17 protein-coding genes are annotated in these 16,702 nt (G+C 43.0%); 16 read left to right on the top strand and 1 reads right to left on the bottom strand.

Annotated elements, in window-relative coordinates; all coding sequences use genetic code 11:
• Nucleotides 1–18 precede the first annotated feature (18 nt).
• The 16 genes from ABXT59_RS08680 (at nt 19) to ABXT59_RS08605 (ending at nt 15,618) form a co-directional block, all read left to right on the top strand.
• Nucleotides 19–1,047, top strand: a complete 1,029-nt coding sequence (locus ABXT59_RS08680; protein ID WP_443635607.1) for an ABC transporter substrate-binding protein — start codon at nt 19–21, stop codon at nt 1,045–1,047.
• A gap of 114 nt (nt 1,048–1,161) precedes the next feature.
• Complete coding sequence (locus ABXT59_RS08675; protein ID WP_443635605.1) at nt 1,162–1,983, top strand: ABC transporter permease; 822 nt, start codon at nt 1,162–1,164, stop codon at nt 1,981–1,983.
• A gap of 10 nt (nt 1,984–1,993) precedes the next feature.
• The gene (locus ABXT59_RS08670) at nt 1,994–2,827 is read left to right on the top strand and encodes an ABC transporter permease (protein WP_443635603.1); all 834 of its coding nucleotides are present in this window, start codon (nt 1,994–1,996) and stop codon (nt 2,825–2,827) included.
• Nucleotides 2,828–2,850: 23 nt separating this feature from the next.
• Nucleotides 2,851–3,909 (top strand): ABC transporter ATP-binding protein, encoded by a 1,059-nt coding sequence (locus ABXT59_RS08665; protein WP_443635601.1) that lies wholly within the window; start codon nt 2,851–2,853, stop codon nt 3,907–3,909.
• 5 nt (nt 3,910–3,914) lie between these two features.
• Nucleotides 3,915–4,730 carry a phosphodiesterase gene (locus ABXT59_RS08660; protein ID WP_443635600.1) on the top strand — a complete coding sequence of 272 codons (816 nt, stop codon included), beginning with the start codon at nt 3,915–3,917 and terminating at the stop codon, nt 4,728–4,730.
• Between the two features lie 47 nt (nt 4,731–4,777).
• On the top strand, nt 4,778–5,164 hold the full coding sequence (locus ABXT59_RS08655) for a histidine phosphatase family protein (RefSeq protein WP_443635598.1): 387 nt from the start codon (nt 4,778–4,780) through the stop codon (nt 5,162–5,164).
• Nucleotides 5,165–5,329: 165 nt separating this feature from the next.
• Nucleotides 5,330–6,115 (top strand): DeoR/GlpR family DNA-binding transcription regulator, encoded by a 786-nt coding sequence (locus ABXT59_RS08650; protein WP_443635596.1) that lies wholly within the window; start codon nt 5,330–5,332, stop codon nt 6,113–6,115.
• On the top strand, nt 6,109–7,074 hold the full coding sequence (locus tag ABXT59_RS08645; protein ID WP_443635594.1) for an ABC transporter ATP-binding protein: 966 nt from the start codon (nt 6,109–6,111) through the stop codon (nt 7,072–7,074). The genes ABXT59_RS08650 and ABXT59_RS08645 overlap by 7 nt, the downstream gene beginning before the upstream one ends.
• A gap of 109 nt (nt 7,075–7,183) precedes the next feature.
• Nucleotides 7,184–8,470 carry an ABC transporter substrate-binding protein gene (locus ABXT59_RS08640; protein WP_443635592.1) on the top strand — a complete coding sequence of 429 codons (1,287 nt, stop codon included), beginning with the start codon at nt 7,184–7,186 and terminating at the stop codon, nt 8,468–8,470.
• A gap of 32 nt (nt 8,471–8,502) precedes the next feature.
• Nucleotides 8,503–9,411: a carbohydrate ABC transporter permease gene (locus ABXT59_RS08635; RefSeq protein WP_443635590.1), complete on the top strand. Its 909-nt coding sequence runs from the start codon at nt 8,503–8,505 to the stop codon at nt 9,409–9,411.
• 5 nt (nt 9,412–9,416) lie between these two features.
• Nucleotides 9,417–10,226 (top strand): carbohydrate ABC transporter permease, encoded by an 810-nt coding sequence (locus ABXT59_RS08630; protein WP_443635588.1) that lies wholly within the window; start codon nt 9,417–9,419, stop codon nt 10,224–10,226.
• Nucleotides 10,227–11,066, top strand: a complete 840-nt coding sequence (locus ABXT59_RS08625; RefSeq protein ID WP_443635586.1) for an endonuclease/exonuclease/phosphatase family protein — start codon at nt 10,227–10,229, stop codon at nt 11,064–11,066.
• An 8-nt stretch (nt 11,067–11,074) separates the two neighbouring features.
• Nucleotides 11,075–11,689, top strand: a complete 615-nt coding sequence (locus ABXT59_RS08620; RefSeq protein WP_443635584.1) for a histidine phosphatase family protein — start codon at nt 11,075–11,077, stop codon at nt 11,687–11,689.
• 229 nt (nt 11,690–11,918) lie between these two features.
• Nucleotides 11,919–13,604: a Na/Pi cotransporter family protein gene (locus ABXT59_RS08615; protein ID WP_443635582.1), complete on the top strand. Its 1,686-nt coding sequence runs from the start codon at nt 11,919–11,921 to the stop codon at nt 13,602–13,604.
• A gap of 65 nt (nt 13,605–13,669) precedes the next feature.
• Nucleotides 13,670–15,277, top strand: a complete 1,608-nt coding sequence (locus ABXT59_RS08610; protein ID WP_443635580.1) for a glycerol-3-phosphate dehydrogenase/oxidase — start codon at nt 13,670–13,672, stop codon at nt 15,275–15,277.
• 47 nt (nt 15,278–15,324) lie between these two features.
• Nucleotides 15,325–15,618 carry a hypothetical protein gene (locus ABXT59_RS08605; RefSeq protein ID WP_443635579.1) on the top strand — a complete coding sequence of 98 codons (294 nt, stop codon included), beginning with the start codon at nt 15,325–15,327 and terminating at the stop codon, nt 15,616–15,618.
• A gap of 83 nt (nt 15,619–15,701) precedes the next feature.
• On the opposite strand, the gene ABXT59_RS08600 is transcribed toward ABXT59_RS08605, so the two are convergent.
• Nucleotides 15,702–16,577: a DMT family transporter gene (locus ABXT59_RS08600; RefSeq protein ID WP_443635578.1), complete on the bottom strand. Its 876-nt coding sequence runs from the start codon at nt 16,575–16,577 to the stop codon at nt 15,702–15,704.
• Nucleotides 16,578–16,702 lie beyond the last annotated feature (125 nt).

Here is a 16,702-nt window from a genome sequence, read left to right as displayed (position 1 = left end):
ATAAAAGGATACTGGACTATGTTCAAAAAAAGTTTAAATACGTTAACCAGATCTGCAGCCATAGCTGCGGTGTTGGTTGCATCCATGAGTCAAGTAAATGCTGCATTTGCAGAGGAGCCAATTTGCTATAACTGCCCACCGCAATGGGCAGACTGGGCTTCACAGCTAAAATCTATTGAGGAAACCTTAGGCTATAAACTTCCTCACGATAATAAGAATTCGGGTCAGACCCTCTCTCAATTGTTGACTGAGAAAGATAACCCAGTAGCTGATGTTGCATATTACGGCGTTTCTTTTGGTATTACTGCAGCAAAAAAAGGTGTCACAGAGGCCTACAAGCCTAAACATTGGGATGAAATACCTGAAGGACTTAAGGATCCAAATGGTCACTGGTTTACGATTCACTCAGGTACGATTGGCTTTTTCGTGAACAAGGATGCATTGGAAGGACTGCCAGTTCCTCAATCCTGGAGTGATTTATTGAAGCCTCAATATAAAGGTATGATGGGGTATTTGGATCCTTCGAGCGCATTTGTAGGTTATGCCGGAGCAGTTGCAGTGAATCGGGCTATGGGTGGCAGTCTTGACAACTTTAACCCAGGCATTGAGTATTTTAAGAAGCTTGCTAAGAATCAGCCGATTGTGCCAAAGCAAACTGCTTATGCTCGAGTTTTATCAGGTGAAATTCCAATTTTGTTCGATTATGATTTCAATGCGTACCGCGCTAAATACAAAGATCAGGCTAACGTTGAATTTGTAATTCCTAGCGAAGGTACAGTAATTGTGCCTTATGTAATGAGTCTGGTTAAGGGTGCACCCCATATGGACAAGGGAAAGGCAATTCTTGACCACATAATGTCAGACAAAGGCCAGGCTGTATGGGCTAATGCTTTTTTACGACCAGTACGCGCAAGTGCACTGTCAAAAGAAGCTGAAACTAAGTTTTTACCTGCGTCAGACTATGCTCGTTCCACACCAGTTGATTATCAAAAAATGGCTGACGTACAGGATGGATTCAAGAATAGATATCTTGATGAAGTTCGTTAATCAGCTTTGAGACAGAGGCAAATAGATGCCCCTGTCTCTCTTTAATTAAATAAAACTCATTACTGCCTGACTCTTCCTAACAAGAGTTAGTCGCATCTGAAAAGTGATACAAACATGGCACATCGCGAAACACCGTATTTACTTATATTAGGTCTTCCTGCTTTTATAGTTTTTACCGCATTTTTTATCTTACCCCTCGCCAAATTAGTTGCAATTGGCAGCAGTGGGCCTAATGGTGCAGCGGAATATTTAATTTTTCTGACCACACCACGTTACCTAGCGAGTTTGATTTCAACGGTATTATTATCCGCTGGGGTTACCTTGGTTGCCTTACTAGTTTCTTCAATCAGTGGGATATTCTTAGAACGAAATCGCTTTTCAGGTAGAGGTCTACTGATTTCAATATTAACATTTCCATTGGCTTTTCCTGGCGTGGTAATAGGTTTTTTAGTTATTATGATTGGCGGCCGCCAAGGCCTTGTGGGAGTTGTTAGCCGAGCATTGACTGGCGATCGCTGGGTGTTTGCCTACTCAATGCTAGGATTATTTATCGGCTATTTATACTTTTCAATCCCACGCGTCATTCTTACTATTATGGCAGCAACAGAAAAGTTCGACGTCCCACTTGAGGAGGCGGCTCGTTCTCTTGGAGCTGGGCGTTGGCAAGTGATTAAAGATGTCATTATTCCACAACTCTATCCATCATTAATTGCATCAGGTGCGATTTGTTTTGCAACAGCGATGGGGGCTTTTGGAACTGCATTTACGTTAGCTACAAATATTGATGTTCTACCGATGGTTATCTATACAGAATTCACCCTCAATGCCAATCTCGTAACGGCCGCATCATTGAGTCTAGTCCTGGGTCTGGTTACCTGGATAGCACTCTATATATCACGATCTTTCGCCGGTTCTGGCGTTGCAGCAGCAGGTTAAGGTGAATCTAATGAAACGAACCAGTGCATTTTATTCGTCACTTATTTTCACCCTGTTGGTGTGTGCTTTTTTAGTTATTCCTGTCGTTATGTCAATGACGGCGGGAGTTACAGTGAACTATTTTGTCGGAATTAAAAGCGGCTTAACAATTAGATGGATTATGGAAGTTTGGGAGCTTTATTCGGAGACTATTTTTCTGTCGCTGGGGCTTTCAATTGCGTGCCTTGTAGTCACCTTAATTCTTGGCATTCCAACTGCTTATGTGTTGGCAAAAAAGCCGGGGCGCGTAGCTAGAATTATTGAAGAGTTTCTCGTGTTACCTATTGCAATACCAGGTTTAGCGATAGCGTTAGCACTAATTATTACGTACGGTGGCTTCCGGGATTTTCGAACTAGTTGGGTTTTCATTCTCGTAGGGCACGTTTTATATACCTTTCCATTTATGGTCCGCTCAGTTTTAGCGATACTATCAAGCATCGACTTTCGCACTCTCGAAGAAGGTGCTGCAAGTCTTGGTGCAGGGTTTTGGCAACGTTTTTTCACAGTTATTTTGCCTAATATCCGCTCAGGAATTCTTGCTGGATCACTCATGGTAATTACCTTATCTATTGGTGAGTTTAATTTAACCTGGATGCTGCACACGCCAATAACTAAAACATTACCAGTCGGGTTGGCTGATGCCTATGCATCAATGCGACTTGAAGTTGGAAGTGCCTACACACTTATTTTCTTTGTGATGATATTGCCATTACTAATTGCAATACAAGCTTACGGAAATCCTAAGCCTAGAAAAAAAGCAAATATTATAGAGGATAAGCCAACTCTTTCTGTACCTAAAATCTAAAGAAGTGTTATTGCGAGAAAAACATGATTCAAGAAACTAATGCGACAAAAATACGACTGGTAAATTGCTCTAAAACCTTTGAAGATGGAACTCATGCGCTTAATCCAATTAACTTGGAAATTAAAGGAGGTGAAACTGTTGTTTTGCTAGGTCCGTCTGGCTGTGGTAAAACCACAACTTTGAGAATGATTGCTGGGCTTGAAAGTCCTGATGCGGGGGGACAGATTTTCTTCGGTGACGAAGATGTAACACAAAAACCGATTGAACAGCGCAATGTAGGCATGGTTTTCCAGTCCTACGCGTTATTTCCAAATATGTCCGTGCGACAAAATATCGCTTATGGCATGAAAATCAGAAAAACACCTAAAAATAAACTTGATCATCGAGTTGACGAAATGCTGAATATGATGAGAATCGATGAGCTGCAGCATCGAATGATTGATCAGTTATCTGGTGGGCAGCGTCAACGAGTTGCCCTTGCTAGGGCGATCGCAACCCGTCCGCGCGTGTTATTACTTGACGAACCACTGACCGCATTGGACGCTTTTCTGCGTGAAAACCTGCGTGTTGAGATTGATCAATTGTTACGCCAGCTCGGTATCACGGCTGTTTATGTCACCCACGATCAGGGTGAAGCGATGGCTTTAGGTGACCGTATTGTGGTTATGGATCATGGTGATGTTGCCCAAGTAGGCACCCCACGAGATATTTACTTTAAACCATGTAATGCCTTTGTTGCTGATTTTATTGGCACAGTAAACCGTTTGAGTGGCCTAGTGGCTGATGGTTGGTTGACTGTTACTGGTGGAACGCTGTCTTTTGCTGGAAAAAATGGCAAAGCAGAGGTGCTATTCCGACCAGAAGAAGCAAGGGTCTGCCCCATTTCCGAAGCCAATTTAGTTGGTAACGTCGAGACCTCTTATTTTTTAGGTGACCGCACAAAAATTTTGATCAAGAATATCTCAGATGACTTGATCATAATAGAAACATCCGGTCGTGAACAATATGAAAAAGGGGAGAGTATTGGTATTTTTGTACAGTCTGAAAATCTAATTCTTGCCCATTCTCAAGGTGATAATTGATACCTATGCTGATAGCACAAATTACCGATACACACATCAAATCGCCTGGCAGACTCTCCTATGGAAAAGTTGATACATGCCTCTACCTTTGGCAGTGTGTTAATCATATTAATGCTTTATTGCCAAGGCCCGACGTGGTGCTGGTAACTGGGGACATCACAGATTTTGGTCGCCAAGAGGAATATGTTCAGGCAGGTTTACTATTCGAGCAACTGGCGATGCCTTATTTTTTAATACCAGGTAATCATGACCTGTCTGACGAAATGCGAGTGGAATTTAACGACCACAGTTATATGCCTTCCCATGGTTTTATTCAGTACGTCATTGAAGATTTTCCAATTCGAATGATTGGCTTGGATACAACGGTGTCGGGGCAACCATATGGGCTGATGTGTAAGGAAAGGCTTAACTGGTTAGAAAAACAGCTAATGTCTCAGCCAAATAAACCAACATTGCTATTTATGCATCATCCGCCGTTCAAAACAGGGATTGAGCATATGGATGTGCAAAACTGCCGTAATGCAGATGCGCTTGGTCGTCTGGTGGAGCATCATCCACAAATAAAATATGTCCTGTGCGGCCATGTTCACCGGCAAATCGAAGTCGCGTGGCATGGAACTCTTTGTGCGATAGGTCCCAGTCCAGCGCACGCAGTTGCCTTGGACCTTAGTCCAAAAGGTGACTCAGCCTTCAGGCTAGAGCCAAGAGCTATTAAACTCCTTTACTGGAATGGCACTGACTTGATTGGCCACCTAAGTTTCATCGGTGGCTATGAGGGGCCATATCCTTTCTTTGATAACGATGGTCTCTTGATCGAATAACAGAGTTATGTTCTTGTTTAAAGCCTTAATAGAAGATTCCAAACATAATGAATGAAGCAAGTTTTAATAATAGTTACTTATTAATGCGCCATGGTGAAAGTGAAGCAAATGTTAGTGGAGTGATTGTAAGCGACCCTGCCATTGGGTCTGAACGCTTTGGCCTAACAGAGCATGGTTTACAGCAAATTAGCGCCGCCGTAAATGGATTCACAGGCAAGCCGATCACTCAAATAGTCTGTTCTGATTTTCTGAGGACCATGCAAACCGCACAATTGGTTGCTGAAATTTTGCATCTGCCACAACCTCAACAAGAGATAGGTTTACGAGAACGCTTTTTTGGCAACTGGGAAGGTATGTCATCCGATCATTTATGCATTTCTTTGTCTTGTAGTTTTGTGTTCTGCCTCAACAGATCAAGGTTCGCAGTTGCATAGCGATTGATTAATTGAGCCTTATCTGATCGTGTTTTAGCTAAACTATTACCCCTAATACTTTCGGATGTATAATAAAAGCATAGACAAACTATATATACGAACTGTATAGTGTTTCAAACGAAAGATATTAACCTTTCAAAAATAATAAAGAGTTAATTGAAATACATGGCTTTATCGCGCCGGCAGCAACGCATCATTGATCAACTTCACGCCACAAACGGTGTGCTTTCAAGCATGGAAATCACGTCTATGTTTGATGTGTCTGTGCAAACCATCAGGAAAGACCTCAACGAATTGAGTCAACTGGGCCACGTACGGCGGGTGCACGGCGGTATAAGTCTGCCAGGCAATAATCACAACATACCCTTTAGTAATCGTACGGTCATGAACCTTGCAGCAAAGCAGACCATTGCCCAAAAGGTGGTGTCTTTGTTACCAGAAGACAGTAGTGTTTTTTTGGGTATTGGCACCACGCCTCAGCAAGTAGCATTGGCCTTGTTAGACCACCCTGGTTTAACTGTGGTAACTAATAACATTAACGTGGCCCTGACCTTAAGCAATAGTCCTAATATTCAAACCTATTTAGCGGGTGGTCTGGTGCGACCCGGTGATGAAGATACGATGGGGCCTGAAACGACTGCGTTTTTTAATAAGTTTAATATTCAATATGGCGTGTTTGGTGTGGGCGGCTTAAATGCTAAAGGGCAGTTGTTAGACTTCTCACCCGAAGAATCTAGCGTCACTCAGCGAATTATTGAAAATAGCGAGACCCGCATACTCGTTGCAGATCACAGTAAGATCAATCGCTACGCCCCTGTGGTTACAGGTACTCTCAGCAATATTGATATTTTAATCATGGATTCTTTATCAGAACCTTACAAACAGACCTGTAAGGAATTTGAATCTGAAATTATTGAAGTTGGATCCACCTCGGAATTTTTATCATGTTGAAAGTTGATGGAATATCGCGCACTTATGGCGATTTAAAAGTAGTCGACAAATTAAGCTTTAACGTTAATGAAGGGGAGTTCGTAGCATTGCTTGGCCCCTCCGGCTGCGGTAAGTCGACTTCTTTGAAAATGATTGCGGGTCTAGAGGAGCCTGATGAAGGCAGTATTGAATTAGATGGCAGAGACATTACCCCGCTTTCACCAGGAGATCGAAAACTAGCGATGGTGTTTCAATCGTATGCCCTGTTTCCACACTTAAAAGTTGAAGAAAATATTTTATTTGGCTTACAGGCAAGAAAAGTCCCTAGAGATGAACAAAAAAAGCGTCTTGATTCGGTCGTAGAGTTAGTTGGGTTAGGTGATCACTTACAAAAAAAACCAGGGCAGCTCTCGGGTGGTCAATGTCAGCGTGTGGCCTTGGCTAGAGCCATCGTGGCGCAAGCTAAGTTATGTCTAATGGATGAACCTTTGTCTAACCTAGACGCCAAACTAAGAAACGAAATGCGTACAGAAATTAGAGCCCTCCAACAGCGGCTTGGCATGTCGGTGATTTACGTGACCCATGATCAGGTAGAAGCCATGAGCATGGCTGACAGAATCGTATTGATGAATAACGGTAAAGTTGAACAAATAGATGTACCTGAAGCCTTATACAGCAAGCCCAAGACAATTTTTACCGCTCAATTCATTGGTAGTCCACCAATGAACATTATTGGGTCGGGTGAAAATTGTCGGGGTATTCGACCCGAGCATATTGAAATATCTGAAGAGGGTATGCCCGCTAGTGTTGTTAGTTGTGACTACCATGGAGCCGATACCATCGTGCTTGCTGATGTTAGTGCAGTGGGAGAAGACCAAAAATTAATAAAAATTCGCTATCCGGGTCACGCTATGTTCGCGCCCCAGCAGCGATTGGCTGTTCGGTGGGCGCTAGAAAACGAGCATAAATTTTTGATCTAATTTAAGTAGTTTTTGAAGTTGAAGTAATGAATTAAACCAAGCAAAAATAAAGTAATAAAAAAGTAATCAAAAAGTAAAGTAACGAAAAATAAAGTGAGGAATATTAACAATGAAAATACTTTCTAAATACCTGACAACTGTCGGTGTGGCGTCAATCCTTGGATTGAGTACTGCTGCAACTGCGGCGACGGATCTAACCATGTATTACCCAGTAGCAGTGGGTGGTTCATTGACTAAAATTGTTGATGGAATGGTCGATCAGTTTGAGGCGCAAAACCCTGACATTAATGTCAATGCAATCTATGCAGGCAACTACAATGACGCACGTGTCAAAGCACTGGCGGCTTTGCAAAGTGGCTCTCCAGCCCAGTTGTCAGTTATGTTCTCGATTGATATCCACGAATTACGCAACCTTGAGGCTATTGTAGCTTTTGATGATGTAGTGAGTACCAATGAAGAGCGCGAGTGGCTAAATAGTTTTTACCCTGCCTTAATGGAAAACGGTAATGCCGATGGTAAGACCTGGGGTGTACCTTTTCAGCGCTCTACTATCGTGATGTACTATAACAAAGACATGTTTCGTGCCGCTGGCTTAGACCCTGAGATGCCGCCTACTACGTGGGAAGAGTTTATTAGTATGGGTCAGAAATTAACCCAAAAAGATGGTAGTGGAACGGTTCAACAATGGGGTGCAATGATCCCATCAACGGGCTATCCATACTGGATGTTCGGTGCATTAACTAAGCAAAATAGCGAAGTGTTAATGAACCAGGCAGGCACAGAAACCTACTTTGACAAGCCCGGAGTGGTTGAAGCATTAGAGTACTGGCAGGACTTAGGTAACAAGCACGCCATGATGCCCAAAGGCATGATTGAGTGGGGCACTTTACGTCAGAACTTTCTAGACGAAAAAACGGCCATCATGTGGCACTCCACAGGTAACTTGACCACAGTTAAAAACAAAGCCAGTTTTGACTTTGGTGTGGCTAAATTGCCAGGTAATAAAGAGCTTGGATCACCTACTGGTGGCGGTAACTTTTATATCTTCAAAGATTCCACTGATGAAGAAAAGAAAGCTGCATTAAAGTTTGTTAAGTTTATGACGTCTGCAGAGCAAGCGGCTCATTGGTCTAAATCAACCGGTTATATGGGTGTTGGCCCGAGTGCTTATGAAACAGAAACGCTTAAAACTTACCTCAAAGCTTTCCCACCTGCTGCAGTAGCCCGTGACCAGCTCACCCATGCTACGGCAGAACTGTCTACTCATGAAGCAGGACGTGTACGTAAGTTTTTAGACGATGCGATCCAGGCGGCATTAACAGGACAGTCTTCAGCGGAAGATGCGCTTACAGATGCTCAAAAGCAAGCTGAACGAATTCTGCGTCGCTATAAGTAAGAAGTTTTTGGGGCTGGTGTGACCGGCCCCAAATGAAACCTCTAATCATCAAACTGACTAGTAAAAATATGCTTAATCGATTCAACTTGAAAGCTTGGCTGCTGCTGCTGCCGGCGCTATCGTTTCTAATAGCGTTTACTCACTGGCCCACGCTCAAGTCTATATGGCGCAGTTTTACCTGGGCTAGGTCCGATGTGGCTCCTAGTCAGTTTGTTGGTCTTGAAAACTATCAGTTGCTACTAGAAGACCCTGTATTCCTAAAAGTTATTGAAAATAACTTCTGGTATGCAATCGGCACTGTACCCACATCAATAGCGCTCGCCATTATTATGGCGCTATGGGTCAATAGTAAAATTAGCGGCACCAGTTTACTGCGGTTGGCTTTTTTTACCCCCACGATATTACCTATGATTACCGTGGCTAATATCTGGTTATTTTTTTATAGTCCTCACATTGGACTGTTTAATCAGCTACTCGCCTTAGTCGGCATCGAAGGCCCTAATTGGCTGGGAGATCCTGACACTGCGCTATCTAGCTTAATGGTAATGACCATCTGGAAAGAAGCTGGATTTTTCATGATTTTTTATCTTGCTGCCTTACAAACATTAAGCCCTGAGCTTTATGCTGCAGCAAAATTAGAAGGTGCCAATGCATGGCGCATATTTAGAAAGATCACCTTTCCGTTACTTATGCCAACCACACTGTTTGTGTTAATTAATGCCATCTTAAATGCGTTTAAGTTGGTCGATCATTTGTTCATCTTAACCAAAGGTGGCCCTAACAATGAAAGTAACCTGCTTTTATATTACATCTACGAAACAGCGTTTAGCTTTCTTGACAGTTATTATGCAGCAACCTTAACCGTGGTGATGTTAGCCACCTTAGCAGTGATTGCTTTAGCGCAAATGCTACTTCTTGATCGTAAAATTCACTACCGGTAAAAGTTATGTCTCCTTGGTTCCAAACTTTTTCTAAAATATCAGCCTATCTATTGGGTGTGCTTTGGGTTTTACCCCTACTGTATGCGTTTTGGGCGGCCTTTCATCCACCTGAATATGCAACTCAGTTCTCTCTAACGGCACCTTTAACTTTAGAGAACTTTATCTCAGCTTGGGACCAAGCCCCATTTTTTCGATACATGTTAAACACTGTGGTGATTACGAGCCTAATTTTAGTGTCCCAACTATTTCTTTGTACGCTTGCCGGCTATGCGCTAGCACGAGAAAAGTTTGCTGGAAGGGGCTTTGCTTTTGCTCTAGTGTTGACCCAGCTTATGGTCATGCCAGAAGTCTTAATTGTTGAAAACTACCGCACACTAGCGGGGTTAAATTTAATTGATAGCTATCTAGGTGTTGGTTTGCCATATCTAGCGAGTGCCTTTGGAATTTTCTTATTGCGACAGACCTTCAAAACGGTGCCTCAAGAACTTGAAGATGCGGCTCGGGTCGAGGGCTTATCAGGGCTTGGTATTATCTGGAAGGTTTTTGTGCCTTTGGCCTTCCCTACCTACTTAGCGTTTAGCTTAGTCTCTGTGAGTTACCACTGGAACAACTTTTTGTGGCCCCTCGTAGTCACTAATACTGAAGCAAGTCGGCCTTTAACAGTGGGTATGGCGATTTTTGGTGCACCAGAGTCTGGGGTTGATTGGTCTGTTATTTCGGCAGGCACACTGATTGCTATTGGCCCCTTATTGATTTTGTTTTTAATATTTCAGCGTCGTTTTATCCAATCGTTTATGCAAGCGGGTATTAAGTAAATGCGCATTTTGTCTTGGAATGTTCAATACGGTAAATCAGTTCACAATGGTTCTGATTTTGTCCGCACATTGGATTACATCAAGTCTTTAGGCGACTTTGACGCCATTTGCTTACAGGAAGTGGCACGGCATATGTCTGATTATTGCACTCAGGACCAGCCAGACCAATACCTACTAGCTCAAAAGTATTTCAGCAATTACCAAGGGCTTTGGGGTTCTGGTTTTAGCTGGCCAAGCGCCACTATGAACCCCAATGATCGCCAAGAATTTGGTAATTTAACCTTGATTAAAAACCAACTTTTAGATTTTAAAATTCACCAATTACCGCAACCTGCAGCGCCTGGAAAGTGGCAGATGCCGCGAGTTGCCATCGAAGCCTGTGTCAATTCAAATCTAGGCCCTTTGAGTATTATTAATACTCATCTTGCTTACCATGACAGCAACGAAGCTCAACTGCAGGTTGAGCACCTTTATGCCCTAGAAGTTGAACGTTTAGGACAGATTCAATCACCCAAAGGTCAAGGGCCTGGGTGCTTTCAAACAGGGCACGTGCCCTCAGCCCGAATTTTATGTGGTGATTTTAATTTTGATCCCCAGGGGACTCATTACCAATACCAAGTTAACAGTGACTGGATCGACTCGTGGCAACATTCCTTGCCCAATAAAGCGCAGCCCCCAACTTGCGGTATCTTTGATAGGGACCAGTGGCCTCAGGGTGGGCATTGTCGAGATTATTTTTGGCTTAGCCATGAGCTTACCACCCATTCAATAAACGTTAATGTTGATCAGACTACTGACCTTTCTGACCATCAACCCATTATTCTTGAGATAAATTTTTGAAACCTTTAATGAATGAATCAAGTTTCTTGAAACCTTTAGTGAACGCATCAAGTTTAAATAATAGTTACTTATTAATGCGCCATGGTGAAAGTGAAGCAAATGTTAGTGGTGTGATTGTAAGCGACCCTGCTATAGGGTGTGAACGCTTTGGCTTAACAGAACATGGCTTACAGCAGATCAGAGCCTCCATAAATGGATTCAGAGGCAAGCCGATCACTCAAATAGTCTGTTCTGACTTTTTGAGGACTATGCAAACTGCTCAATCAGTTGCTGAAATTTTGCATCTGCCACAACCTCAACAAGAGATAGGTTTGCGAGAACGCTTTTTTGGCAACTGGGAAGGCATGTCAGCTGATCACTATGAAAAAATTTGGCAAAGAGATGAAATGGGCCAAGAGATCGATGACGAGGTTGAGCAGCCTCAAGCAGTTCTGCAACGTGGCGTTGATGTCATTAGTAAATTAGAAACACAATACCGGGACCAAGTGATTTTACTCATTTCCCATGGAGATATGTTACAAATCTTGAGGACCTTGGTGACGGGTATATCGCCCCATAAACACCGTTCTTTAACGCATCACCAAACTGCTGAAATAAAATATTTAGTCTCTCAAGATGAATAGCAACCTAAGTACTCTAATTAATGCTAAGGAGCGCTCATTAACATTAAGCAGCACTAAGTTAGGTAATATTTACATCACCAAACGAGGCAAACCGCTACTCAACAGACATTGATGGTTTGTAAGCACTGCGGGTAAACATGATGGGTTCACCCATCCCTTTTTAATACAACCCAACATTTTATTGGGCAAGGAGTAATCGACAATTAGTGGCACGACAATTCTTATAAATTTGATTGGTGGCGTAGCATTGCTGTTATGGGGTTTGCGGATGGTGCGTATTGCTGTCACCGATGGTTGGGGCAACGACGTGCGTCGCGTGTTGGGCAAAAGCCTGTCAAATCATTACCATGCGTTTTTTGCTGGTCTTGGTGTCACTATGCTGCTGCAAAGTAGCAGTGCCACGGCCTTACTCACATCGTCTTTCAGTGGGCAGGGAATATTAACCACCGCCAGTGCCTTGGCGGTGATTTTAGGGGCCGATGTAGGCACCACTTTAGTGGCACAGTTACTGACTTTTGATTTAACGTTTTTATCACCTACTTTGTTGGCACTGGGGATGGCTTTGTTTAGCTACTCTAAGGGTGGGCGGGGCAAAGAAGGGGGGCGTTTAATCATGGGTCTAGGCCTGATGCTTTTAGCCTTAAAGCTTATCCTTGCCGCTTCAATGCCCATGCGTGAGTCGGAAATTGTGCAACAAATTTTTGTAGCACTGGGCCAAGACTTAATATTAGCTGTTATATTTGCTGCCATTTTAGCCTGGGCTGCTCATTCTAGCCTCGCCACAGTGTTACTGATCATTACCCTAGCAAGTACAAGTGCATTGGAGGTTTCAGTGGCTTTTGCCTTCATTTTAGGAGCTAATATTGGCGGAGCATTACCGCCATTTATTGCCACTCTAGGGGCCAGTCGTTCAACCAGACAACCGCCACTGGGTAATCTGTTATTTCGACTTTGTGGGGTCGCTATTTGTTTGCCGTTTACGGAAATGATATCCCAAACCATGTCTACTTGGGATATGAGTCAAGGTCGACAGATTGCAAACTTTCATATGTTGTTCAATATTGGATTGGTGGTATTGTGCTTTCCACTGGTTAACGGCATGGCTAAACTGACAGCTCACCTGCTGCCTGAAGACCCAGAAGAACCAGACGACATTAAGCCTCGACACCTGGATATTTTAGCCTTTGAGAACCCGCTTGTGGCCATTGTTAATGCTGAACGTGAAGTCTTGCGTATGGGTGAAGTGGTTGAACGTATGTTACGCAATACGTTTGTAGCCTTAAAGAAAAACGACATACAGTTGGCACAAAAAACTCAGTCAATGGATAAGATCGTTAATTTATTTGATGACGAAATTAAGCGTTATCTGACCTCTTTAGCACGCGAACCGCTGACTGAAAAAGAAAGTAAACGCTGCATTGAAATTATTAATTTTGGAACTAACCTAGAGCATATTGGTGATATTATCACCATTGACCTGATCCAAAATATTGCCCAAAAGAAAGTTCTACCCAGAGCCAAGATGTCATTGCAGGACCGAGATGAAATCAATAATCTATACCAGCCCGTCCTGAAATCCTTTCATTTGTCGATGAACGTATTTTCGTCAGGCGACATTACTATGGCCAGGCAGTTAATGGCGACAAAATACAAAGTGGATAAACGTGAAAAAGAATTGGTGGTGACCCATTTGAATAAATTACGTGATGAAGTGAGCTACGACTCAAAGCTGAGCGCATTACAACTGGATATCCTGCGTGACCTTAAGCGTATTAATTATCACCTAACGTCAGTGGCCTACCCAATCCTTGAGAAGGCAGGCCAATTAAGAACTCGGATGCGCTCTGCAGAAAATTCAGAAGCCTCGGCACAAACACAACTTGTGTTTGGTGGAGGCACTAGCAATGAGTCATAAGTGCAACCCCTTTGGATTAACATCTGGTTATATCCATAGGGCAATTAATGGATCAGGAGGCACCGATGGTACTGCGTAAACAAAATATTGCCCAAATGAAAAATGAAACCTTTGACGTGGCTATTATCGGTGCGGGCATTAATGGTGCAGTGGCTGCCGCAGCGCTATCTGCCAAAGGTGTCAAAGTGGCCTTAATCGATAAAGGTGATTTTGCAGGTTTCACTAGTTCCAATTCCTCCAACCTAGCGTGGGGCGGGATTAAGTATTTAGAAAGTCATGAATACCGTTTAGTAAGCAAACTGTGTAAAAGCCGTAATTTGTTGATGGAGAGTTACCCCTCTACTGTTAAAGAAATTCGTTTTTTAACCTGCATTCAAAAAGGCTTTCGCTTTCCACCATTTTTTGTCTATTTGGGGACGCTTATTTATTGGTTATTTGGTCGTTTTTATACTCAGCGACCTCACTACTTAACACCCAACAAAATAAGTGCCATAGAGCCTGTCATTAACACCAGCAATGCCCGAGGAGGCTTCGAATACTCCGATGCCTATCTGTTCGATAATGATTCGCGCTTTGTGTTCAACTTTATTCGCTCCAGTCTTGATAATGGCTGTATAGCGGTTAATTATGTGTCTTCACAAGCGGCTGACTTTACAGATAACCAGTGGCATATTACTGCACAAGATGAAATGAGTGGTGAAATCTTCCCCATAAAAGCAAAAGTGTTAATTAATGCGGCAGGGCCTTTTGTTGATCAGTACAATGAAACCACGGAGCAATCAACGGATCATCATCATGTGTTTTCTAAAGGCGTGCACTTAATTGTTGATCAAATTAGTGCCAGCCAAAAAGTGTTGGCCTTTTTTGCGAGTGATGGACGTTTGTTCTTTGTCATTCCCATGGGCCAAAAAACCTGTATTGGCACCACTGATACACAGGTTGATTCACCACTGAGCGAAGTGACTGATGGCGATCGTGATTTCATTTTGGATAACGTGAACCAATTGCTTAACTTGCCTAAGCCCTTAACTAAAGCTGATATTATTGCTGAGCGGTGTGGCGTGCGTCCCCTGGCTATTGAAGGGGGTAGTGGTGGGACAGCGGACTGGGTTAAGCTTTCACGGAAACATGCAATCGATGTTAACAAGGCCCAAAAATACGTCAGTATTTTTGGTGGTAAGTTAACTGATTGTATCAATGTAGGTAATGAAGTGGCTGAGATTGTCGAAAAATTCGGCATGACCCTTCAACCCTCTGGCATGGCTTGGTATGGAGAATCCACTAACCGAACCAAACAACAGTTTTTTGAGCAAGCTCGGGCCATTAAGCTGGATACCCTGACATGGGAAAATTCAGCTGAGCCCTTATCAGAACGATTTTGGCGACGTTACGGTGCTAATGCTATGGAACTTCTCGCCGCTATAAAACTTGATGAGAGCCAAGCGGAACTATTGATAGAGTGCGCAGAATACACTCGCTGTGAAATTGAATATGCGGCAGAGTATGAAATGATTACCAAGCTGGAAGATTTCTTACGTCGGCGATCAAAAATCTCTTTAGTGGTGCGCCAAACAGACTTATTGAACGGCAAGGGCCTTAAAGAGGCCTGTGAGATATTATTTGGCAGTGAGGCAGAAGAAAAACTGCAAGAGTATGTTAATAGTGTTGGTTGATCATGTTCTGAACTATAATGTTTTATCTATAATTGATGGAGCAAGGTATGGGTATATTAGACCAAGCCAAAAAACTGGGTGATAAGGTGAGTGAATCAGTCACTACTTTTAGTAGTGATGAGGTGATCGCTAATACAATTATTAAAGCCGTTGACAAGCAAGAAAAGGTAAATGCTTTGCTGCAACAAAAAGGCTCAAACTATCGGGTGAGTGATATTGAATTGGGCATGGGTATCCCGCCATCAGTTAGTTTTGGAGTGCGCCGTTTAAGTGAGCATGAGCAAACACATGCAGCTGATTCAAGTGATGCGACAAATCTTGCTGCAAGCCTTGGTGACTGAAATACGCCTAAGCGTTGAAACCATTGAAAACATTGAAGCAGCAAGATAATGAGTGGAATTTCATCTGATCCGGTCAACGTTAACTAAGAATTAGCGTCTTCTATGGGCGTAAATTGTTTAATACGCAGCGTAATTATGGCGACGCCTGCTAAAGCTAGGAGGCCGCCTATGGCTATTTTGGTAGTTAAAATCTCGTCTAAAAATAGATAGCCACCGACGACTGAAGCCACTGGCAAAAGCAGCAAGAATGGCATGACCATGTTGACATCGTACAAGCCTAATAGTCGGTACCACATGGCATAACCTAAAGTCGTCATCACCAAACCCAAATAGACAACAGCAGCCCAAGCTGCGGGTGAGGCTGTTATGATTTGATCTATTTGGTTATCTTCTAGCAAATATGAGGCAATGAAAAGCTGTGGTGCGGCAAAAACAGCGACGCTGCTGATGAGGCTAAAACCCCCAGAAACCCCCATCATCTTGATCATAATTTGGCCCAATGACCAAGCAAAGCCGCCACCAATCACCATCAATACATAACGCATATTGTTAGCCAGTTTGGGCTCACCCACAATTAAAATTGCCCCACAAAAGGCTAAGCTAACTCCCACACCTTGACGTATGGTGAGTTTATCACCCAAGACTACCGAGGCCAGTAATATAGCAAAAGGTACTTCCAACTGAATTAATAAGGCTGCGGTTGAGGCATCTATACCACTGACACCGGTAAACGTAAGGCTGTACTGAATGGCGGCACTGACGAATGCTATCCAAAATAACTTATTGAATAATTTTGGGTCTGGACGGAAAAACCATATCATGCAAAGTGCCGTGAGGGTGAACCTTAACGCCATCAGTAATATGGGTGAAAAGTGTTCCATAGCGGCTTTGGCGATCACAAAACCCATGCCCCAAATAATGGCAACACTGATGGCAGAGAGAGTATCAAGAGGTTTCATGCAATGTTTCTAACTCGGTATAAGACGACCTTTAGTTTAGCCTTCAATGGTTGTGTGAAGACTAGTTTATAAAAGCACCATCTAGAGGGTGAACATTAGCCAGCATACAGCTTTCCACAACCCTA

The organism is Candidatus Njordibacter sp. Uisw_058 (assembly GCF_047730065.1).
Lineage (GTDB): Bacteria > Pseudomonadota > Gammaproteobacteria > Pseudomonadales > Balneatricaceae > Njordibacter.
Note: the sequence above shows the minus strand (reverse complement) of the source record. Positions and strands in the feature narration are given on the sequence as shown.